Annotated in this window: 22 protein-coding genes and 1 pseudogene; 18 read left to right on the top strand and 5 right to left on the bottom strand. The window is 64.4% G+C overall.

Annotated features, from left to right (window positions below; all coding sequences use genetic code 11):
* Positions 1–55 precede the first annotated feature (55 nt).
* The 4 genes and pseudogenes from F0Q45_RS01670 to F0Q45_RS01655 all read left to right on the top strand — a co-directional run bounded on the left by F0Q45_RS01670 (position 56) and on the right by F0Q45_RS01655 (position 4,958).
* Positions 56–673, top strand: a complete 618-nt coding sequence (locus F0Q45_RS01670) for a TetR/AcrR family transcriptional regulator (protein WP_149652248.1) — start codon at positions 56–58, stop codon at positions 671–673.
* Positions 666–1,781 carry an alpha/beta hydrolase gene (locus F0Q45_RS01665; RefSeq protein WP_149652247.1) on the top strand — a complete coding sequence of 372 codons (1,116 nt, stop codon included), beginning with the start codon at positions 666–668 and terminating at the stop codon, positions 1,779–1,781. The genes F0Q45_RS01670 and F0Q45_RS01665 overlap by 8 nt, the downstream gene beginning before the upstream one ends.
* Positions 1,772–2,729, top strand: a pseudogene (locus tag F0Q45_RS01660) (2-hydroxyacid dehydrogenase). Before F0Q45_RS01665 ends, F0Q45_RS01660 begins: the two are co-directional and overlap by 10 nt.
* Before the next feature lie 33 nt (positions 2,730–2,762).
* Positions 2,763–4,958 (top strand): acyl-CoA dehydrogenase, encoded by a 2,196-nt coding sequence (locus tag F0Q45_RS01655; RefSeq protein ID WP_149652246.1) that lies wholly within the window; start codon positions 2,763–2,765, stop codon positions 4,956–4,958.
* A 34-nt stretch (positions 4,959–4,992) separates the two neighbouring features.
* Here F0Q45_RS01655 and fadD2 read toward each other — a convergent pair whose 3' ends face one another.
* On the bottom strand, positions 4,993–6,663 hold the full coding sequence (gene fadD2 / locus F0Q45_RS01650; protein ID WP_149652245.1) for a long-chain-fatty-acid--CoA ligase FadD2: 1,671 nt from the start codon (positions 6,661–6,663) through the stop codon (positions 4,993–4,995).
* A 66-nt stretch (positions 6,664–6,729) separates the two neighbouring features.
* On the opposite strand from fadD2, the gene F0Q45_RS01645 reads away from it, so the two are divergent.
* Positions 6,730–7,947 carry a DNA polymerase domain-containing protein gene (locus F0Q45_RS01645; protein ID WP_149652244.1) on the top strand — a complete coding sequence of 406 codons (1,218 nt, stop codon included), beginning with the start codon at positions 6,730–6,732 and terminating at the stop codon, positions 7,945–7,947.
* 1 nt (position 7,948) lies between these two features.
* Here F0Q45_RS01645 and F0Q45_RS01640 read toward each other — a convergent pair whose 3' ends face one another.
* Positions 7,949–9,352, bottom strand: a complete 1,404-nt coding sequence (locus F0Q45_RS01640; RefSeq protein ID WP_149652243.1) for a NarK family nitrate/nitrite MFS transporter — start codon at positions 9,350–9,352, stop codon at positions 7,949–7,951.
* Between the two features lie 158 nt (positions 9,353–9,510).
* Here F0Q45_RS01640 and F0Q45_RS01635 point away from each other — a divergent pair, with 158 nt between their 5' ends.
* From F0Q45_RS01635 to F0Q45_RS01605, 7 genes are all read left to right on the top strand, one after another.
* On the top strand, positions 9,511–10,506 hold the full coding sequence (locus F0Q45_RS01635; RefSeq protein ID WP_149652242.1) for an ABC transporter substrate-binding protein: 996 nt from the start codon (positions 9,511–9,513) through the stop codon (positions 10,504–10,506).
* A 114-nt stretch (positions 10,507–10,620) separates the two neighbouring features.
* Positions 10,621–11,283, top strand: a complete 663-nt coding sequence (locus F0Q45_RS01630) for a 5-oxoprolinase subunit B family protein (RefSeq protein WP_149652241.1) — start codon at positions 10,621–10,623, stop codon at positions 11,281–11,283.
* A 15-nt stretch (positions 11,284–11,298) separates the two neighbouring features.
* Positions 11,299–12,168: a 5-oxoprolinase/urea amidolyase family protein gene (locus F0Q45_RS01625; protein ID WP_149652240.1), complete on the top strand. Its 870-nt coding sequence runs from the start codon at positions 11,299–11,301 to the stop codon at positions 12,166–12,168.
* Between the two features lie 5 nt (positions 12,169–12,173).
* Positions 12,174–12,719 carry a GNAT family N-acetyltransferase gene (locus F0Q45_RS01620; protein ID WP_149652239.1) on the top strand — a complete coding sequence of 182 codons (546 nt, stop codon included), beginning with the start codon at positions 12,174–12,176 and terminating at the stop codon, positions 12,717–12,719.
* Positions 12,720–13,113: 394 nt separating this feature from the next.
* The gene (locus F0Q45_RS01615; protein WP_149652238.1) at positions 13,114–14,259 is read left to right on the top strand and encodes a uroporphyrinogen-III synthase; all 1,146 of its coding nucleotides are present in this window, start codon (positions 13,114–13,116) and stop codon (positions 14,257–14,259) included.
* Positions 14,256–14,987: a sirohydrochlorin chelatase gene (locus F0Q45_RS01610; RefSeq protein ID WP_149652237.1), complete on the top strand. Its 732-nt coding sequence runs from the start codon at positions 14,256–14,258 to the stop codon at positions 14,985–14,987. Before F0Q45_RS01615 ends, F0Q45_RS01610 begins: the two co-directional genes overlap by 4 nt.
* Positions 14,988–15,067: 80 nt before the next feature.
* Positions 15,068–15,526, top strand: coding sequence for a TetR/AcrR family transcriptional regulator (locus tag F0Q45_RS01605; RefSeq protein WP_149652236.1), 459 nt, complete (start codon positions 15,068–15,070; stop codon positions 15,524–15,526).
* Positions 15,527–15,533: 7 nt separating this feature from the next.
* Here F0Q45_RS01605 and nirD read toward each other — a convergent pair whose 3' ends face one another.
* Together nirD and nirB are read right to left on the bottom strand one after the other, a co-directional pair.
* The gene (nirD, locus tag F0Q45_RS01600) at positions 15,534–15,890 is read right to left on the bottom strand and encodes a nitrite reductase small subunit NirD (RefSeq protein WP_149652235.1); all 357 of its coding nucleotides are present in this window, start codon (positions 15,888–15,890) and stop codon (positions 15,534–15,536) included.
* Positions 15,890–18,490 (bottom strand): nitrite reductase large subunit NirB, encoded by a 2,601-nt coding sequence (nirB, locus tag F0Q45_RS01595; protein WP_149652234.1) that lies wholly within the window; start codon positions 18,488–18,490, stop codon positions 15,890–15,892. Before nirB ends, nirD begins: the two co-directional genes overlap by 1 nt.
* A gap of 214 nt (positions 18,491–18,704) precedes the next feature.
* Between nirB and F0Q45_RS01590 the strand changes: the two genes are divergently transcribed.
* The 5 genes from F0Q45_RS01590 to F0Q45_RS01570 all read left to right on the top strand — a co-directional run bounded on the left by F0Q45_RS01590 (position 18,705) and on the right by F0Q45_RS01570 (position 23,343).
* Positions 18,705–19,145 (top strand): Hsp20/alpha crystallin family protein, encoded by a 441-nt coding sequence (locus tag F0Q45_RS01590; RefSeq protein ID WP_149652233.1) that lies wholly within the window; start codon positions 18,705–18,707, stop codon positions 19,143–19,145.
* Positions 19,146–19,448: 303 nt separating this feature from the next.
* Entirely contained in the window at positions 19,449–19,745 is a 297-nt protein-coding gene (locus F0Q45_RS01585) for a hypothetical protein (protein WP_149652265.1), read from the top strand.
* Between the two features lie 78 nt (positions 19,746–19,823).
* Entirely contained in the window at positions 19,824–20,645 is an 822-nt protein-coding gene (locus tag F0Q45_RS01580; RefSeq protein WP_149652232.1) for a hypothetical protein, read from the top strand.
* Between the two features lie 35 nt (positions 20,646–20,680).
* Positions 20,681–22,597, top strand: a complete 1,917-nt coding sequence (locus F0Q45_RS01575; RefSeq protein ID WP_149652231.1) for a fumarate reductase/succinate dehydrogenase flavoprotein subunit — start codon at positions 20,681–20,683, stop codon at positions 22,595–22,597.
* Positions 22,597–23,343, top strand: a complete 747-nt coding sequence (locus F0Q45_RS01570) for a succinate dehydrogenase/fumarate reductase iron-sulfur subunit (RefSeq protein ID WP_149652230.1) — start codon at positions 22,597–22,599, stop codon at positions 23,341–23,343. The genes F0Q45_RS01575 and F0Q45_RS01570 overlap by 1 nt, the downstream gene beginning before the upstream one ends.
* Positions 23,344–23,730: 387 nt before the next feature.
* On the opposite strand, the gene F0Q45_RS01560 is transcribed toward F0Q45_RS01570, so the two are convergent.
* A complete protein-coding gene (locus tag F0Q45_RS01560) occupies positions 23,731–24,219 on the bottom strand; it encodes a flavin reductase family protein (protein WP_149652229.1) in 489 nt (162 codons plus the stop codon).
* A gap of 464 nt (positions 24,220–24,683) precedes the next feature.
* Between F0Q45_RS01560 and F0Q45_RS01555 the strand changes: the two genes are divergently transcribed.
* Positions 24,684–26,519: an acyl-CoA dehydrogenase gene (locus F0Q45_RS01555; protein ID WP_149652228.1), complete on the top strand. Its 1,836-nt coding sequence runs from the start codon at positions 24,684–24,686 to the stop codon at positions 26,517–26,519.
* Positions 26,520–26,582: the final 63 nt, after the last annotated feature.

Genomic DNA, 26,582 nt, shown 5'->3' with positions numbered 1-26,582 from the left:
ACTTGATTCTGAATCTAACATCAGATTCAGTTTCGCTCCAGAGGAGGTGGCGCCGGTGCCGGAGTTCCCGACGCACCGCGGGCGGCGGACCCAGGCCGCGATTGACACCGCCGCTCGAACCGTTATCGCGCGCAAAGGAATCCTGGCCACCACCATTGCCGAGATCGCCGCCGAAGCCGGCCGTTCGGCGGCCTCGTTCTACAACTACTACGACTCCAAAGAAGCGATGGTCCGCCAGTGGGCCGTGCGCTTTCGCGACGAAGCCAAAGAGCGAGCACAGTCCGTGACCCGGCATGGCCTGTCTGACCGTGAGCGCGCCTACGAGGCCGCGGCCGCGCACTGGCACACCTACCGCCACCGCCTCGCGGAGATGATCAGCGTGTCGCAGTTGGCGATGGTCAGCGACGACTTCGCCCAGTACTGGGCCGAGATGTGTTCCATTCCGCTAACTTTCATTACCGGTACGGTCAAGCGCGCCCAATCTGAGGGGTATTGCCCAGGCGACGACCCCGAACTGATCGCCGAGGCGATCGTGGCGATGTTCAACCAGTTCTGCTACATCCAACTCAGCAGAGCCCACGCCAAAGAGCCCGACGACCAGGCCTGCATTCAGACCCTGGCCAACATCTATTACCGAGCCATCTACGGCGAGGAGGTTCACCGACTTGGCTGACGTCAGGCGCGAGTTCGTCGGCCTGTCCGCGCCGACCGCCGGACGCGCCGGCGCGGGAGGGCACCCGTGCCAAGGGCTCTACCATCATGGCGCGGGAAGGAAGCCGACGGTGGCGTTCATCGCCACGCACTACCAAATCGATTTCTCTGAGCACTATCTCGCCGAATACCTGGCCAACCGCGGGATCGGCTTCCTGGGCTGGAACACCCGGTTCCGGGGCTTCGAAAGCAACTTTCTGCTCGACCACGCGTTGGTCGACATCGGAGTCGGAGTGCGTTGGCTGCGCGACGCCAAGGGCGCGGAAACGGTGGTGCTGCTGGGTAATTCCGGAGGTGGTTCGCTGATGGCCGCTTATCAGTCTCAGGCAGTCGATCCCAACGTCACACCGCTGGAAGGGATGCGCCCGGCGGCTGGGCTGACCGAACTGCCGGTCGCCGACGGCTACGTGGCCACCGCCGCGCATCCCGGACGCCCGGATGTACTAACCGCCTGGATGGACGCTGCTGTCGTCGACGAAAACGACCCGTTGGCAACGGATTACGACTTGGATCTGTTCAACGAAGCCAACGGGCCCCCATACTCCGCCGAGTTTCTCAACCGCTACCGGGCGGCGCAGGTAGCGCGCAACGAGCGCATCACCGCCTGGGCCGAGATGGAGCTCAAACGCGTTCGCACAGCTGGATTCTCTGATCGGCCGTTTGCCGTGATGCGAACCTGGGCCGACCCGCGCATGGTCGATCCCAGCATCGAGCCGACCAAGCGCCCGCCCAATCTGTGCTACGCGGGCACGCCGGTTAGGGCGAACCGCTCCGCGCGCGGCATCGCCGCGGCCTGCACGCTGCGCAACTGGCTGGGCATGTGGAGCCTGCGGGTGGCGCAAACCCGGGCCGAGCCGCACTTGGCCCGCATCACCTGCCCGGCGTTGGTGATCAACGCCGAAGCCGACACCGGAGTCTATCCCTCTGACGCTCGACGCATCTACGACGCGCTGGCCAGCACCGACAAGACCCAAAGCTCGATCGACACCGACCACTACTTCACCACACCCGGGGCGCGCGACCAGCAGGCCGATACCATCGCAAACTGGGTTGCTGACCGGTGGCGCTAAGAGTCCTCGCCCACTTCGTCCCGGGCGACACGGTGCTGGATTTTATTGCTGCGGAACGGGATTGGCTCGACATCCGCTGGTGCGCCGACCATGACGACACGTGTTTCTACCGCGAGTTGCCCGAAGCCCAAGTGATTGGGCATGTGCTGCGGGCGCTGTCACACGCAGATCTAGAACGCGGGCCGCAGCTGCGGCTGGTGCACAAGTTCGGCGCCGGGGTGAACACCATCGACGTGCAGACGGCTACTCGACGCGGTATCGCGGTCGCTAATATGCCGGGCGCCAACGCACCGTCAGTAGCCGAGGGCACGGTGCTGTTGATGCTGGCCGCACTGCGCCGGCTGCCGGCGCTCGATGCCGCGGTCCGCCAGGATCGAGGCTGGCCGGCCGACCCGCGGCTGGGCGAGACAGTTCGCGACATCGGCGGCTGCACGGTCGGTCTCATCGGTTACGGCAGCGTCGCCAAACGCGTGGCCGCCATCCTCGCCGCGATGGGGGCCACCGTGCTGCACACGACCACCCGCGACGACGGGCGGCCCGGCTGGCGGCCGCTGCCTGAACTGTTGGCGGGCAGCGACATCGTCTCCCTACACTTACCGTTGACGAGCGACACCCACCAGCTGATCGACGCCGCCGCGCTGGCCCGGATGAAACCGAATTCGCTGCTGGTCAACACGTCGCGGGGAGCCGTGATCGACGAAGCCGCACTGGATTGAGGCGTTGCGCGGCAGGCGGCTGGCCGCTGCGGGGTTAGACGTTTTTGCCGTCGAGCCGGTTGCGCCCGACAACCCGCTGTTAGCCCTGGACAACGTAGTGCTGACACCACATGTCAGCTGGTACACCGCCGACACCATGCGACGCTATCTGACCGAAGCCGTTGACAACTGCCGGCGGCTACGCGACGGGCGGCCGTTAGCCAACCTGGTCAACCAACCCACCGGTTGGTAGCTTGATGGGAACTCGGGAAAGGGAAGGCGAACAATGCCGATCGCAATTACCCCTGAACATCAAGACCTCGCCGATTCGGTGCGATCCCTGGTGGCGCGGGTCGCGCCGTCGGAGGTCCTGCATGCGGCCTTAGCGGCAACCCCGGCAACCCCCATCGAGAACCCGCCGCGCTACTGGCAGGCGGCCGCCGAACAGGGGCTGCAAGGGGTGCACCTGGCCGAGTCCGTGGGCGGACAGGGTTTCGGCATCCTCGAGTTGGCTGTAGTGCTGGCCGAGTTCGGCTGCGGGGCGGTGCCCGGACCGTTCGTCCCGTCGGCAATCGCCAGCGCGCTGATTTCAGCGCACGACCCCGAGGCCAAGGTGCTTTCCGAGCTGGCCACCGGGGCGGCGATTGCCGCCTATGCGCTGGATTCCGGGCTGACCGCCACCCGCCAGGGTGACGTGCTGGTGATCCGCGGTGAAGTCCGCGCGGTTCCCGCCGCGGCTCAGGCCACCATTCTGGTGCTGCCGGTGGCCATCGACAGCGGCGAGGAGTGGGTGGTGCTGCGCGCCGAGCAACTCGAGATCGAGCCGGTCCGCAGCCTGGATCCGCTACGGCCCATCGCGAACGTGCAAGCCAACGCCGTCGAAGTCAGCGACGACGTCGTGTTGAGCAATCTGAGCATGGCCACCGCGCACGCGCTGATATCCACGCTGCTCTCGGCCGAGGCCGTAGGTGTGGCGCGCTGGGCCACCGACAGCGCGGCGGACTACGCCAAGATCCGCGAGCAGTTCGGCCGGCCGATTGGTCAGTTCCAGGCGATCAAGCACAAGTGCGCCGAAATGATCGCCGACACCGAGCGGGCCACCGCCGCGGTGTGGGACGCCGCCCGCGCCGTGGACGAGGCGCGCGAGGGTAGCCCGGACGTCGAGTTCGCCGCCGCCGTAGCGGCGACGCTGGCACCCACTGCTGCCCAGCGGTGTATGCAGGACTGCATCCAGGTGCACGGCGGCATCGGCTTCACCTGGGAGCACGACACCAATGTGTACTACCGCCGAGCGCTGATGCTGGCCGCCTGCTTTGGCCGCCACACGACCTATCCGCAGCGCGTGGTGGATACCGCGACCACTACCGGGATGCGGCCGGTGGACATCGACTTGGATCCCGACACCGATAAGCTGCGGGCCGAGATCCGGACCGAAGTAGCCGCGCTGAAGGCGATGGACCGCGCGCATCGCAAGGTCGCGATCGCCGAAGGCGGCTGGGTGCTGCCCTACCTGCCCAAGCCGTGGGGGCGGGCGGCTAGCCCGGTCGAGCAGATCATCATCGCGCAGGAGTTCACCAACGGGCGGGTTAAGCGGCCGCAAATCGGGATCGCGACTTGGGTCACCCCCTCGATCGTCGCGTTCGGTACCGAAGAGCAGAAACAGCGTTTCCTGCCACCGACCTTCCGCGGCGAGATGATTTGGTGCCAACTGTTTTCCGAGCCCGGCGCCGGCTCAGATTTGGCGGGGCTGACCACCAAGGCCACCCGGGTGGACGGCGGCTGGCGCATCACGGGTCAAAAGATCTGGACCACGGCCGCCCAGTTCTCGCACCGAGGCGCCCTGCTGGCGCGCACCGACCCAAGCGCTCCCAAACACAATGGCATCACCTACTTTCTGCTGGATATGAAAAGTCAAGGTGTACAAGTAAAACCGCTGCGCGAACTCACCGGGCACGAGATGTTCAACACCGTCTACCTCGACGACGTATTCGTGCCGGATGACTGCGTGCTTGGCGAGGTGAACCGTGGCTGGGAGGTCAGCCGCAATACCCTGACGGCCGAACGCGTCTCTATTGGCAGCAGCGACGCCAATTTTCTAGCCACGCTGCCGCAATTCGTTGAGTTCGTCCGCGACGGCCATTTCGACCAGGTCGGCCAACACCGCGCCGGCCAATTGATAGCCGAGGGTCACGCCGTCAAGTTGGTCAACCTGCGCTCCACGCTGTTGACCATTGCCGGCGGGGACCCCATGCCTTCGGCCGCGATCTCCAAGTTGTTGTCGATGCGCACCGGCCAGGGCTACGCGGAGTACGCAGTGTCATCGTTCGGCACCGATGCCGCGATCGGCGACACCGACCAATTGCCGGGTAGATGGGGCGAATACCTGCTGGCCAGCCGGGCCACCACCATCTATGGCGGCACATCGGAAGTTCAGCTGAACATCATCGCCGAGCGGCTACTGGGCCTGCCCCGCGATCCCTAGTTCCCTGGCCAGCAGACGCAGCCAGTGAGCGGAGCTAGAGCTCCAGCTCGCGAAGCTCCCGCTTGAGAATCTTGCCAGTGGGGTTGCGCGGCAGCTCGTCGAGGAAGATCACCTCGCGCGGCACTTTATAACGCGCGAGGTGGTCGCGCACATAGTGTTTGACGGTGTCCTCGTCGAGGTCTGCGTCCGGCCTCTTAACCACGAACGCGCGCAGCCGGGCGCCCCATTCCTTGTCGTCGACGCCGATCGCAGTGGCCTCAACCACGTCGGGATGCCCGCTGATCAGATCTTCCACTTCGGCCGGGAAGACGTTTTCACCTCCGCAGACGATCATTTCGTCGTCGCGCCCGCTAACGTAAAGCAGGCCGTGCTCGTCGAAGTAGCCCACATCTCCCGACGACATCAAGCCGTCGATGATCTGTTTGTGACCTCCGCCGGTGTAGCCCTCGAACGGAAACGCGTTGCCGACGAAGATCCGCCCAACTTCGCCTTGCGGCAGCTCTTTTCCGTTCTCGTCGAGGATCTTGACCTTCACGCCTTTGACCACCGTCCCTACCGTCGCCGGGTTACGTTCCAGGTCTTTGGGCCCAGCGATGGTGGCGAACGCGATTTCGGTCGAGCCGTACATGTTATAGATCACCGGACCGAGGTCCTTGAGCGCACGGTTGGCCAGCTCGGCACCCAATTGCGAGCCGGAACAGAACACTATCTTCAGACTGGACAGATCGGGTTTCTTCTCCATCTTCGCTAACGTGTCGAGGATCCGCGACAGCATCACTGGCACCACCACCATGGCGGTCACCTTGTGCTTTTCGATGTCTTCCAGAACCAACGGCGGCTTGAACTTCCGGCGCAACACCAACGTCGAGCCCAAGAACGTCGCCAGCGTCGCGTGTAAGTAACCCAACGCGTGGAACATCGGCGCTGGTAGCGAGGTCACTTCTTCAGCCTTAAAAGGAACGTGCGAGAAAATCCCGCCGACCGGCGCCAGCGTCGGCGGAGTGCTGCGGTTGGCCCCTTTCGGGGTTCCGGTAGTGCCGCTGGTCAAGATAATGATCGACGGATGTTTGGCGGCTTTAGGGGCAGGTGTGATACTGCTGCGCGCGATCAGCTCCGCCAGGGTTTCGTCAGTGCTGCCGGATGGCTCGTCGGAATCGGGATTCACGCCTAGCGCCCGTAGCTTGCCTAGCGGCGGCTCAGCTTTGCTGACGGCCTTGGTGTACTCGTCGTCGTAGATGATCAGTTTGGCGCCTTCGCGCTCGGAGACCTCTTTGATCTGAGGGCCGGAGAATTCGCTGTTGAGCAAGATGATGCGGGCGCCCACCCGGGCGGCACCGTAGTTGGCGATGAGGAACCAGCGGTGGTTGCGCGCCAGGATCGCAACACCGTCGCCGGCGCGCACGCCACTGGCGAGCAGGCCGTTGGCCACCGCGTGGGTAGCCTCGTCGAGCTCCCGGTAGGTAAACACGCCTTCTTCATCAATGCACGCGGCCCGGTCGGGATGACGTCTGGCATTCAGCGCGGGCAGCATGCCCAGCGCGCCCCATTTCGCGATTTCGGCTGCCATCGCGGCATAGTTCAGCGGCGACTCCAACCGGATCGCGCCCGATTCGATGATCTTGCGCACGTAGTGCAGTTCGGCGGTGCCGCGGTCAACATACTGCTGAATCTTCGGGGCCCCGGGCAGGTCACTGAGCTTAGGCATAACCTCACCATATGTGACGTCCGTCGCAGCCCGGCAGAAAGTCTCCCGGAACTACCATGAATTCCCATGACCGGTCCAGCGTCCCTGGATATCGCCGGGCGCCACGTCACCATCACCCATCCCGACCGAGTGGTGTTTCCCGGACCAGGGCATACCAAGCTCGACTTGGTCCGCTACTACCTCAAGGTGGCCGACGGCGCGCTGCGTGGTGTGTCCGGTCGGCCGATGATCCTCAAGCGGTTCGTCCAGGGCATCTCTCAAGAAGCGGTATTCCAAAAGCGAGCGCCTGCTAACCGGCCGGATTGGGTCGACGTTGCCGAGCTGCGCTACGCGTCGGGCACATCCGCCAAGGAGGCCGTCATCCACGATGCCGCCGGACTGGCGTGGGTGATCAACTTGGGCTGCATCGACCTGAACCCGCATCCGGTGCTGGCCGGCGAGCTCGATCATCCTGACGAGCTACGGATCGACCTCGACCCGATGCCCGGCGTCGGGTGGCGCCATATCGTCGACGTGGCGCTGGTCACCCGACAGGTGCTCGAAGACTACGGCCTGACAGCCTGGCCGAAGACATCCGGTTCGCGCGGCTTCCACGTCTACGCCCGCATCGCACCACATTGGCCGTTTCCGAAGGTCCGGCTGGCCGCCCAAACCGTGGCGCGGGAGGTGGAACGCCGCGTCCCCGACGCCGCCACCAGCCGCTGGTGGAAGGAAGAGCGCGATGGCGTGTTCGTCGACTTCAACCAAAACGCCAAGGACCGCACGGTGGCGTCGGCCTACTCGGTGCGGGCCACTCCCGATGCCCGGGTGTCAGCGCCGCTGGATTGGGACGAGGTGCCCGACTGCGATCCTGCTGATTTCACCATGGACACCGTTCCCGCCCGGTTCGCCGATCGGGGCGATCCGTGGGCCGGGATGGACGACTCGGTGGGTGGACTCGACCGCCTGCTCATGTTGTCCGAAGAATTGGGGCCCCCGGAGAAGGCTCCCAAAGCAACTGGCAAGCGCGCCGACGGCCGCCGCCAGTCCACAATGCCACTCATCGAAATCGCCCGCACTAAGACCAAACAAGAAGCGCTGGCCGCGTTGGAGACCTGGCGTGAGCGCTACCCTGCCGTGGCCGATCGGCTGCAGCCCACCGACGTGCTGGTCGACGGCATGCGCGGGCCCAGTTCGATCTGGTACCGGATCCGGATCAACCTGCAACACGTGCCTTCGGAGCAGCGCCCGCCCCAAGAGGAGCTGATCGCCGACTACAGCCCCTGGCGGGGCCAGACCAGCTAGATCACACCCCCAGCTGCCCCATCAGGGAGTGGCGACGCAGGTAGCAGTACCAGGTCACGATCAGCAGGGCGACGAAGAACACCAGGTAGAAACGCAGGGCGGGTTCGATGCTGCCGAACTGAGACTTCGACCAGGCGTAGGCCAGCGGCACGATAAACCCGCCAAAGGCACCGACCGCGGAGATGATGCCCAACGCACCGGCAGCCTGACGGCGCATGTGCACCCGGGTGTCGGCGTCGCCGCCCGCGAGCTCACCTTTAATGCTGAAGATGCGCGAGATCATCCGGTAGGTCGATCCGTTGCCGATGCCGGTGGCCACAAACAAAAACATGAAGCTAAGGAAAAACATCGGCAAGTTGACCGCCTGAACCGACCACAGCGCCGCTGCAGCCCCGGCCGCAAGCATGACGAAGCTGACGGCGGTGACGCGCGCACCGCCGATCCGGTCGGCGAGCTTGCCGCCCAGCGGACGGCAGACAGACCCGATGGCAGCACCGAGGAAAGCCCAGCCCAATGCGATATCGCCGCGGCCGAACACGGTTTTGAGCAAAGTCGGAAACGCCGCCGAGTAGCCGATAAAGGATCCGAAGGTGCCGATATACAACAGCGCCAGAATCCAGGTGTCGGCGTGCCTTAAGGACTGCCACACCGGCTTCACGTCAGCCTTTGCCTCGGCGAGGTTGTTCATGAACAGGAAGGCACACACCGCGGCGGCAACCGCCAGCGGAACGAAGAACAGTCCAGCACGTGCCAGCGCCACCCCGCCCCCGGCGACCACGATCGGCGGAATGATCTTCTGCACCACTGCCACGCCCACGTTGCCTCCGGCCGCGTTGAGGCCCAACGCCCAGCCTTTCTCCTGCTCCGGGTAGAAGAACGAGATGTTGGCCATCGAGGAAGCAAAATTGCCGCCACCCAACCCAGCGGTCGCGGCGATGACCGTCAGCAGCCCAAACGGAATGTTGGGATGGCTTACCGCCCAGGCCAGTAGCAGACAGGGCAGCACCAACAGAGCCGCCGAGATGGTGGTCCAGTTGCGGCCACCGAAGATGGGGATCGCGAAGGTGTAGGGCAACCGCAGCAACGCACCCACGCCGCTGGGAATGGCGACCAAGCACAGGGCCTGGCTCGCCGAAAGGGCCCAGCCGGAGGGCGCCGGGTGCCCAGGTGCGCCCGCCATCATCTGGACGACCACGATGCTCCACAGCATCCACACGCTAAAACCCACATGCTCGGCGAAAATAGAGAAGATGAGGTTGCGCCGGGCGATCGGACGCCCAACGGCTTCCCAGAACTCGGGGTCTTCGGGCCGCCAGTCGTGAATCCAGTGATCGCCGGCACGCGGCTCACGCGGCGCAGCGGGCGCGATTAGCGGAACTACCGGGCTAACCGAGGTAATGGTCATGGCTAGACGCTAAAGACGCGGTGTTACCGGCCTAGGTGCCCGCAGTTACGCCGCCGAAAAGCAATAATCACAGCGGTCCTGGCCCGTCTGTAAGAACCAGGAACGATCTAAGAACGATCTAGGAACGATCACTGCCTGGCACGCGATAATCTCACGCGATGCAACACGGATGGAGTCGGCGAGGATTCCTGCAGGTCGCTGGGGCCGCAGGGTTGCTCGCCGCCGGGGTCGCGGGATGCTCGTCACCCGAGCCGAAGCCAGGTACACCCGGCGGAGGCGCGGTGACCGTCTCGCACCTCTTCGGCAAGACCGTCGTCAAAGAGCCGCCCAAACGCGTGGTCAGCGCCGGCTACACCGAGCAAGACGACTTATTGGCGGTGGGCGTGGTGCCGGTAGCCGTGACCAACTGGTTCGGCGACCAGCCGTTTGCGGTGTGGCCGTGGGCTCAGCCCAAACTCGGATCGGCGCAGCCGGTTGTCTTGAACCTGGACACCGGAATTCAGGTCGACCAGATCGCGGGTCTCAAGCCGGACTTGATCGTGGCAATCAACGCCGGCCTGGATGCCGATACCTATCAGAAGCTGTCGGCGATCGCGCCGACTATCGCGCAGTCGGACGGTGACGCTTTCTTCGAGCCGTGGAAGACCCAGGCGACCACGATCGGCCAGGCAGTGTTCCAGGCTGACCAGATGCATTCGTTGATCGACGCCGTCGACCGCAAGTTCCTCGACGTGGCCCAGAAGAATCCGCAGTGGAAGGACAAGAAGGCATTGCTGCTGCAGGGCAAGCTCTGGCAAGGCAATGTAGTCGCCACCATGCCCGGTTGGCGGACCGAGTTCCTGACCCAGATGGGCCTGCTGGCCATCCTCGACAGCATCAAGCCCTACGCCGCGGATCACCGCGCCGTCATCCCGCGCGACCACATCAAAGAGGTGCTCGATTCCGCCGACGTGCTGATCTGGTCGACCGAAAGCCCAGACGACGAACAGACGTTGCTGGCTGATCCGGAAATCGCAAGATCGGAGGCGACCGCGCAGCGGCGCCACATCTTCACCACCAAAGACCAGGCCGGAGCCATCGCCTTCGCGTCGCCGCTAAGTTATCCCTTGGTGGCCGATCAACTGCCCCTGCTGATCGGTAAGGTCTTGGGCTGAATTTCACGTCAGCAACGGCGCTGGCCGTGGCGCTCTTGAGCGTTTGCTAAGGCACCTCTGGCAGTGCTCGAAAATCCCTCGCGGTACCGCCAATCTCGGGACTACCGTCAAAAGATGAGTGTGACGGACATCTCAACCGACCTCGCAGCCACCATAGTGACCCGCACGGTTCTGGACTACGGCGACCAGGCCCTGATGGTGGAATGTGACGCCCCTGCCGACGTATTGGTGTGGACGGATGCGCTGCGCGCCGCTGCCCTGCCCGGCGTCATCGATATCGTTCCGGCTTCGCGGAGTGTGTTGGTGAAACTCGCCGCGCCTCGCTTTCAGGGGGTTACCCGTCAGCGGCTCCGCCGCTTGCCGCTGCGCTCTGCTGCCTCAGCAGCTGATCACCAGGGCTACCATCCCGTCATCGATGTCATCTACGACGGTCCCGACCTCGCCGAGGTCGCCAGCCACACCGGCCTGACCACCGCACAGGTCATCAACGCCCACACCGCCACCCGGTGGCGCGTGGGATTCCACGGCTTCGCGCCCGGTTTTGCCTACCTGATCGGCGGCGACCCACGACTGCGAGTCCCGCGCAAATTAGAGCCGCGGACTTCGGTACCTGCCGGCGCAGTGGCCTTGGCCGGCGAATACAGCGCCATATATCCCTGTCAATCTCCCGGCGGATGGCAAATCATCGGCCACACCGACGCCGTCCTGTGGGACATCGCCCGCCCCATCCCGGCGCTGCTCACCCAGGGCATGTGGGTCCGATTCCGCGCCACATAACGAGGAGAACGCACCGTGCCGACTCTGGAAGTCCTGCGCACCGGCCCGCTGGCCATACTCCAAGATCTCGGCCGGGCCGGGCTCGCCCACCTCGGTGTCGGCCGCTCCGGGGCCGCCGACCGCCGCTCCCACACACTGGCCAACCGGCTGGTCGCCAATCCCGACGACCGGGCCACCGTAGAAATCATGTTCGGCGGCTTTGCGGCGCGCGTTCACGGGGGCGATGTCGACATCGCCGTGACGGGCGCTGACACCGACCCGACTGTCAACGGAACGATGTTCGGCACTAACAGCATTCACCATGTCCATAATGGCGAAGTGATCTCGCTGGGCACTCCGAGCACTGGACTGCGGACGTATCTGGCGGTGCGCGGCGGCATCAGCGCCACCCCGGTGCTGGGCTCACGCAGCTACGACGTGATGTCGGCGATCGGTCCGGCACCGCTGAGAGCCGGAGATGTGCTGCCGATTGGCGAGCACACCGACGACTACCCCGAACTCGATCAGGCACCGGTGGCCGCGCTCTCGGGAAGCATTGTCGAGCTACGCGCCCTACCCGGCCCGCGCCACGATTGGTTCGTCGATCCCGACGCCCTCGTGCACACCGACTGGGTGGTCTCCGATCACAGCGACCGAGTGGGAACGCGATTGATCGGGCGGCCACTGGGCCACCGTAACCCGGATCGACAGCTGCCCAGCGAGGGCACCACCCGTGGCGCTATCCAGGTGCCACCCAACGGGCTACCGCTCATCTTGGGGCCCGACCACCCGCTCACCGGCGGCTATCCGGTGGTGGGCGTGGTGATCGACGAGGACGTCGACAAAGTCGCCCAGCTGCGACCCGGCCAGCACCTACGGTTGCACTGGGCACGGCCTCGGCTGTAGGCACAGTGCATCCCCGGGTCCATACGGCACGCTTGGTGCACACCTCCGATCTGGACAGCCAGACACGCCAGCGCATCCACCAGATGGTGACCGCCGCGTTCGCCGGCGACTTCACCGAGAACGACTGGGAGCACGCGCTGGGCGGCATGCATGCCCTGATCTGGCGGCACGGCGCCATCATCGGGCATGCGGCGGTGGTGCAGCGACGGCTGATCTACAACGGCTGCGCGCTGCGCTGCGGTTATGTCGAAGGTGTCGCAGTACACGAAGGTTGGCGCGGTCAAGGACTGGCCAAAGCGCTTCTGGACGCTTGCGAGCAGGTGATACGCGGCGGCTATCAACTCGGGGCGCTCAGCTCCTCGGCACGGGCGCGCGTATTGTACGCCTCGCGGGGCTGGTTACCCTGGCATGGCCCGACATCGGTGCTGGCGCCCGGAGGACCGACCCGGACACCGGACGACGACGGAGCGGTGTACGTCCTGCCGGTCGAGGTCAGCTTGGATACGTCGCTGGAACTGATGTGTGATTGGCGCGCGGGAGACGTGTGGTGATGGGTGCCGGCGGGTTTCCGAGAGTTAGCTTGGCCGCTGCTCCTATCAGGGTGTTACCAGGCAACCGGGAGTCAACGTACAGGCAACATCGCGTTAATCACGCTGACACACTTGCATACTCGAAGTGAGCATCGAAATGACGGCGGCTGCCTCTAAACCGCGAATGCCTCCATCTCGACGCCAACAGCAATGAGCGATGGTGGGACAGCTCGCTCGACGGGGGTCAGAGTTCATGTCGTTTACATGCCGAGCGCAACACCCTGTGAACCGCAACCCTGCCCGTGCCGAAGCTCACGTACTCACTCGTCAGCATGTGAGCACGTCTGAAAAGAGGGCAATGCGGCGGCAATTGCCGGGTAACGCATCCGCAACTTCACCCGCATAAACAGTTTCTATGGCGCCGCGAAACCCTGAGCCACTACGCGGCTACCGTATCGCGGTGACGTCAGCTCGTCGCGCCGATGAGCTGTGCGCACTGCTGCGCCGCCAGGGCGCCGAGGTCTGCAGCGCACCGGCGATCAACATGATCGCCCTGCCCGACGACGACGAATTGCACAGCAACACAGTGGCTTTGACTACCAATCCGCCCGACATTCTGGTGGCGCACACCGGTATCGGGTTCCGGGGCTGGGTAGCCGCGGCCGAGGGATGGGGACTGGCCGGCCAGCTCATCGAGGCATTGTCGTCAGCTCGAGTTATCTCTCGAGGCCCGAAAGCGACAGGGGAGCTGCGCGCCGCTGGGCTACGCGAGGAATGGTCGCCGGAATCCGAATCGTCGCTAGAAGTACTCGAATACCTGCTGGCCGCTGGCGTATCCGAGAAACGGATCGCCGTCCAGCTGCACGGCGCCGCCGACGGCTGGGATCCGTTCCCGGAATTTCTGGGTGGCTTGCGTTCCGCGGGTGCCCACGTGGTGCCCATCCGGGTGTACCGCTGGACCCCAACACCCCTGGGTGGCGAATTCGACCAAATAGTCACCGGGATTGCCCGACGCCAATTCGATGCGGTCAGTTTCACCTCGGCGCCAGCTGCGGCGGCGGTGCTGGAACGCAGCCGAGAGCTCGGTATCGAGGACCAGTTGTTGGCGGCGCTGCGCAGTGACGTGCATGCGATGTGCGTGGGCCCGGTCACCTCCCGGCCGTTGATCCGCAAGGGTGTCCCCACGTCTTCCCCAGAGCGAATGCGGTTGGGAGCCTTGGCCCGACATATCGCCGAAGAACTACCGCTGCTGGGATCGTGCACCGTGACGGCGGCAGGGCACGTCGTCGATATCCGCGGGACCTGCGTGCTGGTCGACGGATCCATCAAGACGCTCTCGGGGTCGGGAATGGCGATCCTGCGCGCATTGGCGCATCGCCCCGGCGACGTCGTCGGGCGTGGTGAACTGCTGAACGTGCTACCCGGCAACGGTGGCGACACCCATGCCGTGGACACTGCGGTATTGCGGCTGCGAACGGCGCTAGGGGACAAGAATATCGTCGCAACGGTGGTCAAACGTGGTTACCGGCTTGCGGTGGACACGCAGCACGGCGCCCCATGAGTCTAATTCTGACGGCCCACGGTACCCGCAGACCCGGCGGCGTCGCCATGATCGGCGACCTCGCGGCGCAAGTCAGCGCGCTGGTCGACCAGACAGTGCACGTCGCATTCGTCGACGTGCTGGGTCCCACGCCCAGCGAAGTACTCGCCCGGCTGCCGCAGCTTTCCCCAGCCCAATCTGCACAACCCGCAATCGTGGTGCCCGCCTTCCTGTCTCGGGGATACCATGTCCGCTGCGATCTGCCTGCTCATGTCGCGGCCAGCGGCCACCCTCACGTCACCGTCACGCCGGCGTTGGGGCCAAGCCGGCAAATCACCAGAATCCTCGCCCGGCAGCTGGTCGAATCCGGTTGGCGCCCTGAAGATTCAGTAGTATTAGCAGCTGCGGGAACATCCGATCACCGTGCGTTGGCCGACCTGCACGCCGCTCGGGCGCGTTTGTCCGCGCTCATCGGATCGCACGTTCAGCTGGCATTCGCGGCCACCGGTCGCCCCGATGTACGCGCGGCCGTTGCCCGCGCTCGCCGCCGCGGTGCGCGCCGTGTCGTGGTCGTCTCCTATCTGCTAGCCGAAGGCCTGTTTCAAGAACGGCTGCGCGCCAGCGGCGCCGATCTGGTGACCCCGCCGTTGGGCGACCATCCGGGGTTGGCGCAACTGATTGCACAGCGTTTCCGCCGCGCAATGCCGTGTCGCTTCGGCAGCCGACAAATGCAACACATGCCGAAGTAGGCGCCAATGAGGTCTTGCCGCAAGGCTCGCCGCGGTAACGCACGCTTGAACTTTGATCACATCCAGGCAATCCTGGCAGCATGGCCCGTCATCAGGAGCCCTCACGCGGGCTCCTCGACCCGGTAGCGAAGATGCTGCGGCTGCCATTCAGCACACCGGACTTCATCGACAACATCGTGACCGGAAGCGTCAACCAGGTGGGCCGGCGGACTCTTTACCTGCTGATTACCACCTGGGACGCGGCCGGCGGCGGCCCCTTTGCCGCCAGTGCCGTGGCATCCACCGGGCTGGCCAAGACCGCCGAAATCGTGCAGTCGATGTTCGTCGGCCCGGTCTTTAATCCGCTGCTCAAGATGCTGGGCGCCGACAAGGTCGCCGTCCGGGCTTCGCTCTGCGCTTCCCAACTGGTTGGCCTGGGCATCATGCGGTACGGGGTCCGCTCCGAACCGCTGCACTCGATGTCGGTGGAGGCGCTGGTCGACGCCATCGGCCCGACGATGCAGCGCTACCTCGTCGGTGATATCAGCCGGGGTCAGTAGCCGAGATTCAGGCCGCGATCCGGGCGACTTGGATGTGGCCTTCGGGTGTCACCCGGGCGGGGTACACCGGCACCGACACGCGCGGGTCGTCCAAGCAGCGACCGTCGTCGAGTGCGAAAGCTTGCTTGTGGATCGGCGATTGGACGGTGACGCGCCCGCCGCGATCGCCCACGAGGCCGCGCGACATCACCGCGGCGCCGGAGAACGGGTCGACGTTACCGACCGCTCGCACCGAGCCGTCATCGAGCCGGAACAGCGCCGCCTGACTACCGTCGTCGAGCAGCACACCGACACCACGCCCCGGAATGAGGTGGTCGTATGGGCACGCGGTGGTCCACACCGCAATGTCGTTAAGAAGTGTCATCATTCCCTCCCTGACTCTGAACGTACCCGCGGAATGCCAATGGGCACGGGCACTTTGCGCCCGGCGCGCTCGGTGAATGCCACCGTCGAATCGACAGCTCCCGGGGCGTTGACAAAGGAGACAAACCGGGACAGCTTCTCCGGGTCCTCGAGCACCCCCTTCCATTCGCACTGGTAGTTCGCGACGTGCCTTTCCATGGCCGCCTCAAATTCTTCAGCGAGACCGAGCGAGTCGTGGCAGACGACCTCGCGGACGTGATCGAGCCCACGGGATTCCACCCAGGGCGCGGTGCGTTGCAGCCGGTCGGCGGTGCGGATGTAGTACATGAGGAACCGGTCGATGTAGCAGACCAACGTCGCGGTGTCGAGGTCGCTCGCCAGCAGCTGGGCATGCTTGGGCATCATGCCGCCATTGCCACCCACATACAGGTTCCAGCCCTTTTCAGTGGCGATGACGCCGACGTCCTTGCCGCGCGCCTCGGCGCACTCCCGCGCACAACCCGAGACGCCCAGCTTGATCTTGTGCGGTGCGCGCAGGCCGCGGTAGCGCAGCTCCAGGTCGATCGCTAGCTGCACCGAATCCTGCTGTCCGTATCGGCACCAGTCGCTGCCCACACAGCTCTTCACCGTGCGCAGCGCCTTGCCGTAGGCGTGGCCGGACTCCATGCCGGCGTCGACCAGCCGCTTCCAGATTGCCGGCAGCTGATCCACCCGGGCACCGAACATGTCGATCCGCTGGCCGCCGGTGATCTTGGTGTAGAGCCCGAATTCCTGCGCGATCTGCCCGATCAGAATCAAATGCTCGGGCTTGATGTCGCCGCCTGGCACTCTCGGCACCACTGAATAGCTGCCGTTCTTTTGGATGTTGGCCAGGAAGTGGTCGTTGGAGTCCTGCAGTGCGGCTTGCTCGCCGTCCAGAATGTGGTCGGACCCGGTGGACGCCAGGATAGAGGCGACAACGGGTTTGCAGATGTCGCAACCCATTCCGCGGCCGAAGCGCTGCAGCAGGCCGGAGAAAGTCCGAATTTCGGTGGCCGAGATGATTTCAAAAAGCTCCGCCCGCGACTGGCTGAAATGCTCGCACAGGGCCGTGGACTGCTCCACACCCTCGGCTTCCAGCAGCTGCTTGAGCAGCGGCACGCAGGACCCGCACGACGTGCCGGCCGCGGTGGACGCCTTGAGAGCGGGCACATCGGCGCAACCATCGGCGATCGCGCACGTCAAATCGCCCTTGGTGACGTTGTTGCACGAGCAGATCTGCGCCGAATCTGGCAGCGCTCCAACCCCCAACGCGCCTGCGCCATCGCCGGACCCGGCCGGCGCGATCAGCGCCAGCGGATCCCCCGGCAGCTCGCTGCCGACCATGGGCCGCAAAACCCCGTACGACGAGGCGTCACCCACCAGTACGCCGCCCAGCAGCTTCTTGGCGTCATCAGAGAGCACCAGCTTGGCATAGGTACGTTTGACCGCGTCATTGATGACGACCTCGAGGCAATCCGCGGTGGCCCCCATTGCGTCCCCGAAGCTGGCGACGTCGACCCCGAGCAGCTTGAGTTTGGTCGACAGGTCAGCTTCGGGAAATTCCGCGGCGCCGCCCAACAGCCGGTCGGCCACCACCTCGGCGCTGGTGTACCCGGGTCCAACCAGGCCGTAGCACCGCCCCTCGATCGCGGCTACCTCCCCGACGGCGTAGATGTCAGGATCACTTGTCCGGCAGGACAAGTCGGTCAGCACGCCGCCTCGTTCAGCGATGGCCAGTCCCGCGGCCCTGGCCAACTCGTCGCGGGGACGGATACCAGCGGCGAAAACAACCAGGCCGGCGGTGATCACTCGCTCGTTGTCCAGGCCGCCGGTCAGGGTTACGCGCAGCGACGCTGTACCATCCGAATGCTCAATCGGCTCAACCGATTCGGTGCCGGTGTCAACATGGATGGCAATCCCGAGGTCGGCGATCATCCTGGCCAGCAGCGCCCCCCCGGCCTCATCGATCTGTTGGGCCATCAGGCGCGGCATCATCTCGACCACATGGGTCTGCAACCCGAACTCGCGCAATGCATTGGCCGCTTCGAGGCCCAGTAGGCCGCCACCGATGACTACCCCGGCCCCGGTATGACCGGCCTCCAGCGTCTGCTGGGCGCATGCGCGAATGGCGTCGAGGTCGTCAAGCGTCCGGTAGACGTGGCACTGCGGCAGATCGTGACCGGGCACCGGCGGGACGAAGGCGTACGACCCGGTAGCCAGCACCAGGGCGTCGTAGCTGTGCCGTTGTCCATCGGCGGTGAGCACCGACTTGGTGGCGCGGTGGATCTCGGTCACCCGCGTGTTAAGCAGCAGCCGAACCCGCTCGTCGCCGTCGTACTCGTTGCCGGGCAAGGCGAGCAGCCCGCGGTCCCAGCTTTCGGTGTAAGACGTCAGGCCCACCCGGTCATAGGCCGCATCCGCTTCCTCGCCAAGCACCGTGATCCGCCAGCAGCCGTCGGTGTCACGGGCCCGCAGGGCCTCGACCAGCCGGTGCCCGACCATACCGTGTCCCACCACGACGACGTGGCGCCGCGCCTCGCGCGCGCGGGTATTGCCGGCTCGGCCATCTAACGAAGCCATGAATGCAGGTTAAGGGCATGAAATTACCGCAGCAGCGCAGAATGTGACACCCCGATGACGCTGTGCTCACACCTGGCAACAACCTGCGGTGACGCTGTTCGCCATCGGCGAACTCGCAGGTGGAACTTTAGCGTGATCGACTCATGTTCTTAGTGGTAGCGACCGGCAAAGCGCCGGACACAGCTAACTCACAAGGAAGCATAAGGAGTCATCCATGAGCAATCTCGCATTGTGGTCGCGTCCGGCCTGGGACACTGACCGGTGGCTACGGGATTTCTTCGGTCCCGCCGCAGCAACGGATTGGCATCGCCCAGCGGACGGCGGATTTAGGCCGGCCGCAGACATCGTCAAGGACGGCGACGACGCGGTAGTGCGTTTAGAACTGCCCGGTATTGACGTCGATAAGGACGTCAATGTCGAGGTCGAGCACGGGCGCCTGGTAGTCCACGGCGAACACCGCGACGAGCACGCGGAAGAAAAGAACGGCCGCACCTTGCGCGAGATTCGGTATGGGGCGTTTCGCCGGTCGTTCCAGCTGCCGACACATGTGACCAGCGAGGCCATCACGGCCTGCTACGACGCTGGCGTGCTGACTGTGCGGGTCGCCGGTGCCTACGCCGGGACTCGGCCGCAGCGCATCGAAATCACCACGTAACACCTGGATTGGGGCCGATCCGGCGGGGCCGTTTGGCTCCGCCGGATTGCCCAGCACATCGGCCAGCTGCCACGGACCAACAGTTTGCTGGCCGGCTAGACAGTGCGGTGTGCAACCGTCGACAGGCCGACGGGAGTGCCGGGTTGGCGCAGCTCCTACGAGGCCCGCGCACGTTGCGCCCAGATGCTGTGCGCCGCTTCGAGGCGCATTGAGACTTCCGTTGTGCGACGGCTGGCTCAGACTATGGATACTATCGAGGGGCGTACTGTGATCCGTAACACCATCGTCCCCAGGGAGTTCACGTTGTCCGCCTCCGCTGAAATCGCCGAACTGCACGACCTCATCGGTGGCTTGCGGCGGTGCGTGACCTTATTGAAGTCGCGATATGGCGAGGATCCGGCCATGCGCCGCATCGTCATTGACGCCGACCGAATCCTCACCGACATCCAATTACTCGACACCGACGTCTCGGAATTGGATTTGGATCGCGCCACCGTTCAGTACGCCGGCGAGAAAATTGCCATCCCCGACACCGACTACGACCGCGATTTCTGGCGGGACGTGGACGACGAAGGTGTTGGGGGTCACAGCCGATTCTGACAACCAAGCCCGGCCGAAAAGAGGGTCCTCTATCTGTGTACCCTTCGACGAGATACCACTCGAAGAGGACTACACCTGATGAGCGCACCCACGGCGAACCGTCCTGGTACCGGCGTTTTCTCGGCTGCCAGGGCGAGAATCCCTGAGCGGACGCTGCGCACCGACAATTGGTGGTGGGCACCGCTTGTTACCAACCTCGGCTTCTTGGCGTTCATCGTCTATGCGACCACCCGGGCATTTTGGGGCAGCGGCTACTGGGTAGCGAAATACCATTACTTGACACCGTTCTACTCTCCGTGCGTCAGTGCGTCCTGTGAGCCCGGGGCAAGCCACCTCGGCGTCTGGTTTGGTCACTTCCCATGGTGGATTCCATTGGGAAGTCTGGTTTTACCATTCCTGCTCGGTTTCCGGCTGACCTGCTACTACTACCGCAAGGCCTATTACCGGTCGGTGTGGCAATCACCGACCAGTTGCGCGGTACCGGAACCACGCGCGCACTACACCGGCGAAACCAGGTTTCCGCTGATCATTCAGAACAGCCACCGGTACTTCTTCTACGTTGCCGTAGTTGTGTCGGTGATCAATACCTATGACGCGATCACGGCGTTCCACTCACCGTCCGGCTTCGGCTTCGGTTTGGGCAACGTCATTTTGGTAACCAATGTGCTATTGCTGTGGGCCTACACCGTTTCCTGCCATTCGTGTCGGCACGCGACCGGTGGCCGGCTCAAGCATTTCTCCAAGCACCCAGTGCGGTACTGGATCTGGACTCAGGTCAGCACGCTCAATACTCGGCACATGATGTTCGCGTGGATCACCCTGGGCACCCTGTCGCTCACCGATTTCTACATCATGCTGGTGTCCACCGGCGCCATCACGGACTTGAGATTTGTTGGCTGACAAGCCATTGAGAAATAGAAGCTGAGCGAGGTTTTATGGTTGAGGTCGAGCGGCACTCCTACGACGTAGTGGTGATCGGTGCCGGCGGCGCAGGCTTGCGCGCAGTCATCGAAGCGCGCGAACGGGGTTTGAAGGTCGCGGTGGTGTGCAAATCGCTGTTCGGCAAAGCCCACACGGTGATGGCCGAGGGCGGTTGCGCGGCTGCGATGGGCAACACCAACCCGAAAGACAATTGGAAAACCCACTTTGGCGACACTATGCGCGGTGGGAAATTCCTGAACAACTGGCGCATGGCCGAATTGCATGCCAAGGAAGCGCCGGACCGAGTCTGGGAGCTGGAGACCTACGGCGCACTGTTCGATCGCACCCAAGACGGCAAGATCAGCCAGCGCAACTTCGGCGGGCACACCTATCCGCGGCTAGCACACGTCGGCGACCGCACCGGCCTGGAGCTGATCCGCACCATGCAGCAAAAAATCGTCTCGCTGCAGCAGCAGGACTACGCCGAACTCGGCGACTACGAGGCACGGATCAAGGTGTTCGCTGAATGCACCATCACCGAGCTGCTCAAAGACCAAGACGCCATCGCTGGCGCATTCGGGTACTGGCGGGAAAGCGGCCGCTTCATCTTGTTCGAGGCCCCGGCGGTGGTGTTGGCCACCGGCGGCATCGGCAAATCGTTCAAGGTGACCTCCAACTCATGGGAGTACACCGGCGACGGGCACGCGCTGGCGCTCCGGGCCGGCGCGTCTCTGATCAACATGGAGTTTGTCCAGTTCCACCCGACCGGCATGGTGTGGCCGCCCAGCGTAAAAGGAATCCTCGTCACCGAGGGTGTACGCGGTGACGGCGGGGTGTTAATAAACTCCGCCGGCAAGCGCTTCATGTTCGACTACATCCCGCTGGTGTTCAAAGGCCAGTACGCCGAAACCGAGCAAGAAGCCGACCATTGGCTCAAGGACAACGACTCGGCCCGCCGCACCCCGGACCTGCTACCCCGCGACGAGGTCGCGCGCGCGATCAACTCCGAGGTCAAAGCCGGCCGGGGCACCCCGCATGGCGGCGTCTACCTCGATATCGCATCCCGGCTGACGCCCGAGGAGATCAAACGCCGACTGCCGTCGATGTACCACCAGTTCATGGAGCTGGCCGGAGTCGACATCACCAAAGAACCAATGGAAGTCGGGCCGACCTGCCACTACGTGATGGGCGGTGTCGAGGTCGACGCCGACACCGGTGCGGCCACGGTTGCCGGGCTGTTCGCCGCTGGGGAGTGCTCCGGTGGTATGCACGGCTCCAACCGGCTGGGCGGCAACTCACTTTCTGATCTGCTGGTTTTCGGACGCCGGGCCGGCCTGGGCGCCGCCGACTACGTGCGGGCGTTGAGCAGCCGTCCGACCGTCTCACCCCAGGCGGTCGACACTGCGGCCCAGCAAGCGCTGAAGCCTTTCGAAGGGCCAACCGGCGGTTCGGCACCGGAGAACCCGTACGCGCTGCAGATGGACCTGCAGTTTGTGATGAACGACCTGGTCGGCATCATCCGCAATGCCGACGAGATCACCAAGGCGCTGACCCTGCTCGACGAGCTGTGGAAGCGATACGAGAACGTGCAGGTCGAGGGGAATCGCCAGTACAACCCGGGCTGGAACCTGGCCATCGACCTGCGCAACATGCTGATGGTGAGCGAGTGCGTGGCCCGGGCCGCATCGGAACGCACCGAGAGCCGCGGCGGCCACACCCGCGACGACCATCCCAGCATGGAAGCCAACTGGCGCAACACCTTGCTGGTGTGCCGCGCCGCAGACCACGCCAGCGACGGTGCCCACATCACCATCACCCGCCAGCCGCAGGTGCCCATGCGCTCGGACCTGCTGGAGCTCTTCGACATTTCCGAACTGGAGAAGTACTACACCGACGAAGAGTTGGCCGACCATCCAGGACGGAGACCGTAATGGGCTACAACGCGAGCCTGCGAGTTTGGCGCGGCGACGAGGGCAGCGGCGAACTGCGCGACTTCACCGTCGAGGTCAACGAGGGTGAGGTGGTGCTCGACGTCATTCACCGGCTGCAGCAGACCCAGACGCCTGACCTTGCCGTGCGGTGGAACTGCAAGGCCGGCAAGTGCGGGTCCTGCTCGGCGGAGATCAACGGCAGACCTCGGCTGATGTGCATGACCCGGATGTCGACGTTCGCCGAGGACGAGGTGGTTACCGTCACGCCACTGCGTGCCTTCCCGGTGATCCGCGACTTGGTCGCCGACGTCTCATTCAATTACGAAAAGGCCAGGGAAATACCGTCTTTCGCGCCGCCCAAGGACTTGCAGCCCGGTGACTACCGGATGGCGCAGGCCGACGTCGAGCGCTCGCAGGAGTTTCGCAAGTGCATCGAGTGCTTCCTGTGCCAGAACGTGTGCCACGTCATCCGCGATCACGAGGAAAACAAGCAAGCGTTCGCCGGACCACGGTTCCTGATGCGGATCGCCGAGCTCGAAATGCATCCGCTGGACACCTTGGACCGGCGCAATCAGGCGCAAGAAACCCACGGCCTGGGGTATTGCAACATCACCAAGTGCTGCACCGAGGTATGCCCGGAGAACATCAAGATCACCGACAACGCCCTGATTCCGATGAAGGAGCGTGTCGTCGACCGCAAATACGATCCCATCGTATGGCTGGGTAGCAAGCTGTTTCGGCGCTGACCACGCCCGTTCCCGCCAGTATCGGGCCACCGCGGTGTCGCCGGTGGATGAGCGCACCTATCACGTTGAGCTGTTGCCGTTCAGCAACTTCCGTGCCACACCGTAACGTTTGAGCCGGCCAGATGGGACTCCGGCAGGGCAGTGCAGGCCGGGCACGGCGATCCGTATTTCCAGTTACAGCCAATCAGTTGCCCGCCGGCACCTCCGGTACCGCCGGTACCCGGGGGTGAGCCGCTTCCGGCGTTGCCGCCCGCCATTACTGTCAGCCGGGCTTTGCCGCCGTTGCCGCCGTCACCGCCGCCAGCGCCAACATTTTCTCCGCCTACTCCGCCCTCGTCACCGTTGCCGAGTAATCCGGCCGGTTACCCGCACCAATGGGGTCGAGCGTTATACGCCGAGCCGGCGAAAAACGCTGCGATGGAACACGATCGGCGCCACCTCAGCATCTACGGTGACCTGATTGACCCGCAGTACAACGATGGTGTGGTCCCCAGCGGGGATCAGCTGTTCGATCGCACTCTCCAGCCACAGGCTGGTGCCCTTGACAAAGACTGCGCCGCTGTCGCAGGACACCGTCTCCAGGCCGGCGAACCGGTCCCCGGTCTTGGCGGCCAGGGTACGGGCGGCCTCGTCATGCGTTTCGCCAAGAACGCTAATGCCAAGCATCGGTGCGCATTTGAGCTTGGGCCAGGTGGTCGAGATGTTCTGCACGCAAAACGACACCAGCGGCGGGTCCAACGAGACCGGAACAAAAGTGCTGGCGGCCAGACCCTCCCGCACCCCCGCAATCTCGGCGGCGATGGCAACTACCCCGGACGGGAAGTGTCCGAAGGCATCCCGCAGCGAGGTGGGTGTCAGCTTGCTCTCTGAATTCACCGGACTTGATTCGCCCCTCAAAGCCGAGCGCGGATTACTCGCACCCGACCCTACCCGCTGAATATCCCTGCCGAGAGGCCACATCTGGGTCCGCATGCGGCCTGGCAACCAGGTTTCAGCAGCCGCCGCGGACCCACGTCCTGCGGCCCGCCCAGCGCCACCGATCACGCTGCGGCAGGGCCGGGCCACACCGACCGGCACGGCATCCAACTTGGTACCGGCGCACTGCTCGGCGGCGCCGCGACACCCCCGTCCTCGGCTGCGAGTAGGCATCGATGCAGTTAGAAGCAGCGCCGACGGCACCTATCAGCCCGTTCCCAACCGGTTGGTTGGTTTACATGTGAAATGTAGCTCACACTTACTTGCGTCCAAGAAGGAGGCAAGATAGTTTATCGGTGTTACTGGTGGGTAACTTAGACCCTAGTACCCAACCACAAGTGGCATTCTCAACGAGGAGGACCGTAGTGAGCCACTACAAGAGCAACGTCCGCGACCAGGTGTTCACCCTGTTCGACGTATTGGGCGTTGACAAGGTTTTTGGTGACGGCGAGTTCAGCGATCTGGACGTCGACACCGCCCGCGAGATGTTGGTCGAGGTGAGCCGACTGGCCGAGGGGCCCGTCGCCGCGTCGTTCGTTGAGGGCGACCGCAATCCACCGGTATTTCACCCGAAGACGCATTCGGTGACGCTGCCGGACCAGTTCAAGGACTCGGTGCGCGCGTTCATCGACGCCGGATGGGGCAAGGCTGGTATCGACGAGGCCCTGGGCGGCACGCCGATGCCCAAGTCACTGGTCTGGGCGCTGCACGAGCACATCCTGGGCGCCAACCCGGCAGTGTGGATGTATGGCGGCGGCGCGGGTTTTGCCAACATCTTCTACCACCTCGGAACCGAAGAGCAGAAAGCGTGGGCCGTCATGGCCGCCGAGCGCAACTGGGGGTCCACCATGGTGCTCACTGAGCCGGATGCCGGCTCTGATGTGGGCGCGGGCCGGACCAAAGCCGTCCGTCAGGCGGACGGATCCTGGCATATCGACGGGGTCAAGCGCTTCATCACCTCGGGTGATTCCGACGATCTGTTCGAGAACATCTTCCACCTGGTGCTGGCCCGGCCCGAAGGTGCCGGCCCGGGCACCAAGGGGCTGTCGCTGTTCTTCGTCCCCAAGTTCCTGTTCGACTTCAAGACCGGTGAGCTCGGCGAGCGTAACGGCGTCTTCGTTACCAACGTCGAGCACAAGATGGGCCTGAAGGTATCGACCACCTGCGAGCTTTCGCTGGGCCAACACGGCGTGCCTGCCAAGGGCTGGCTGGTCGGCGAAGTGCACAACGGCATCGCGCAGATGTTCGAAGTCATCGAGCAGGCTCGCATGATGGTCGGCACGAAGGCTATCGCCACGCTGTCAACTGGTTACCTGAACGCGCTGGAATACGCCAAGTCGCGGGTCCAGGGCGCCGACCTGACCCAGATGACCGACAAGACCGCACCGCGGGTGACCATCACCTGCCACCCGGACGTGCGCCGGTCACTGATGACCCAGAAGGCTTACGCCGAGGGTCTGCGCGCACTTTACCTTTACACCGCCACCTTCCAGGATGCGGCGGTGGCCGAGGCGGTGCACGGTGTGGACGCCAAGCTGGCCGCCAAGGTCAACGACCTCATGCTGCCGATCGTCAAGGGTGTGGGTTCCGAGCAGGCCTACGCCAAGCTCACCGAGAGCCTGCAGACTCTTGGCGGGTCGGGCTTCCTGCAGGACTACCCGATCGAGCAGTACATCCGGGACGCCAAGATCGACTCCCTGTACGAGGGCACCACGGCCATCCAGGCGCAGGACTTCTTTTTCCGCAAGATCATCCGTGACAAGGGTGTGGCGCTGGCCCACGTATCCGGCCAGATCCAGGAGTTCGTCGACAGCGAGTCCGGCAACGGGCGGCTGAAGACGGAACGAGCGCTGCTGGCCAAGGCGCTTGCTGACGTCCAGGCGATGGCGGCCACCCTTACCGGCTATCTGATGGCGGCCCAGCAAGATGTCACCAGCCTCTACAAGGTGGGCCTGGGTTCGGTGCGCTTCCTGATGAGCGTCGGCGACCTGGTCATCGGCTGGTTGCTGCAGCGGCAGGCCGCAGTCGCCGTGGCGGCTCTCGACGCCGGTGCCACCGGGGACGACCGCGCCTACTACGAGGGCAAGATCGCGGTGGCCTCGTTCTTCGCGAAGAACTTCCTGCCGCTGTTGACCAGCACCCGCGAGGTGATCGAGACGCTGGACAACGACATCATGGAGCTCGACGAGGCCGCTTTTTAAAGCACCCAGTTATTGCCAGCCAGATCCGCCGTTTCCGCGTTGAAACGGGGGATCTGCGGCTAA

The organism is Mycobacterium simiae, from assembly GCF_008370645.1.
Classification (GTDB): domain Bacteria; phylum Actinomycetota; class Actinomycetes; order Mycobacteriales; family Mycobacteriaceae; genus Mycobacterium; species Mycobacterium simiae_A.
This window is presented reverse-complemented; position numbering and strand designations above follow the sequence as displayed.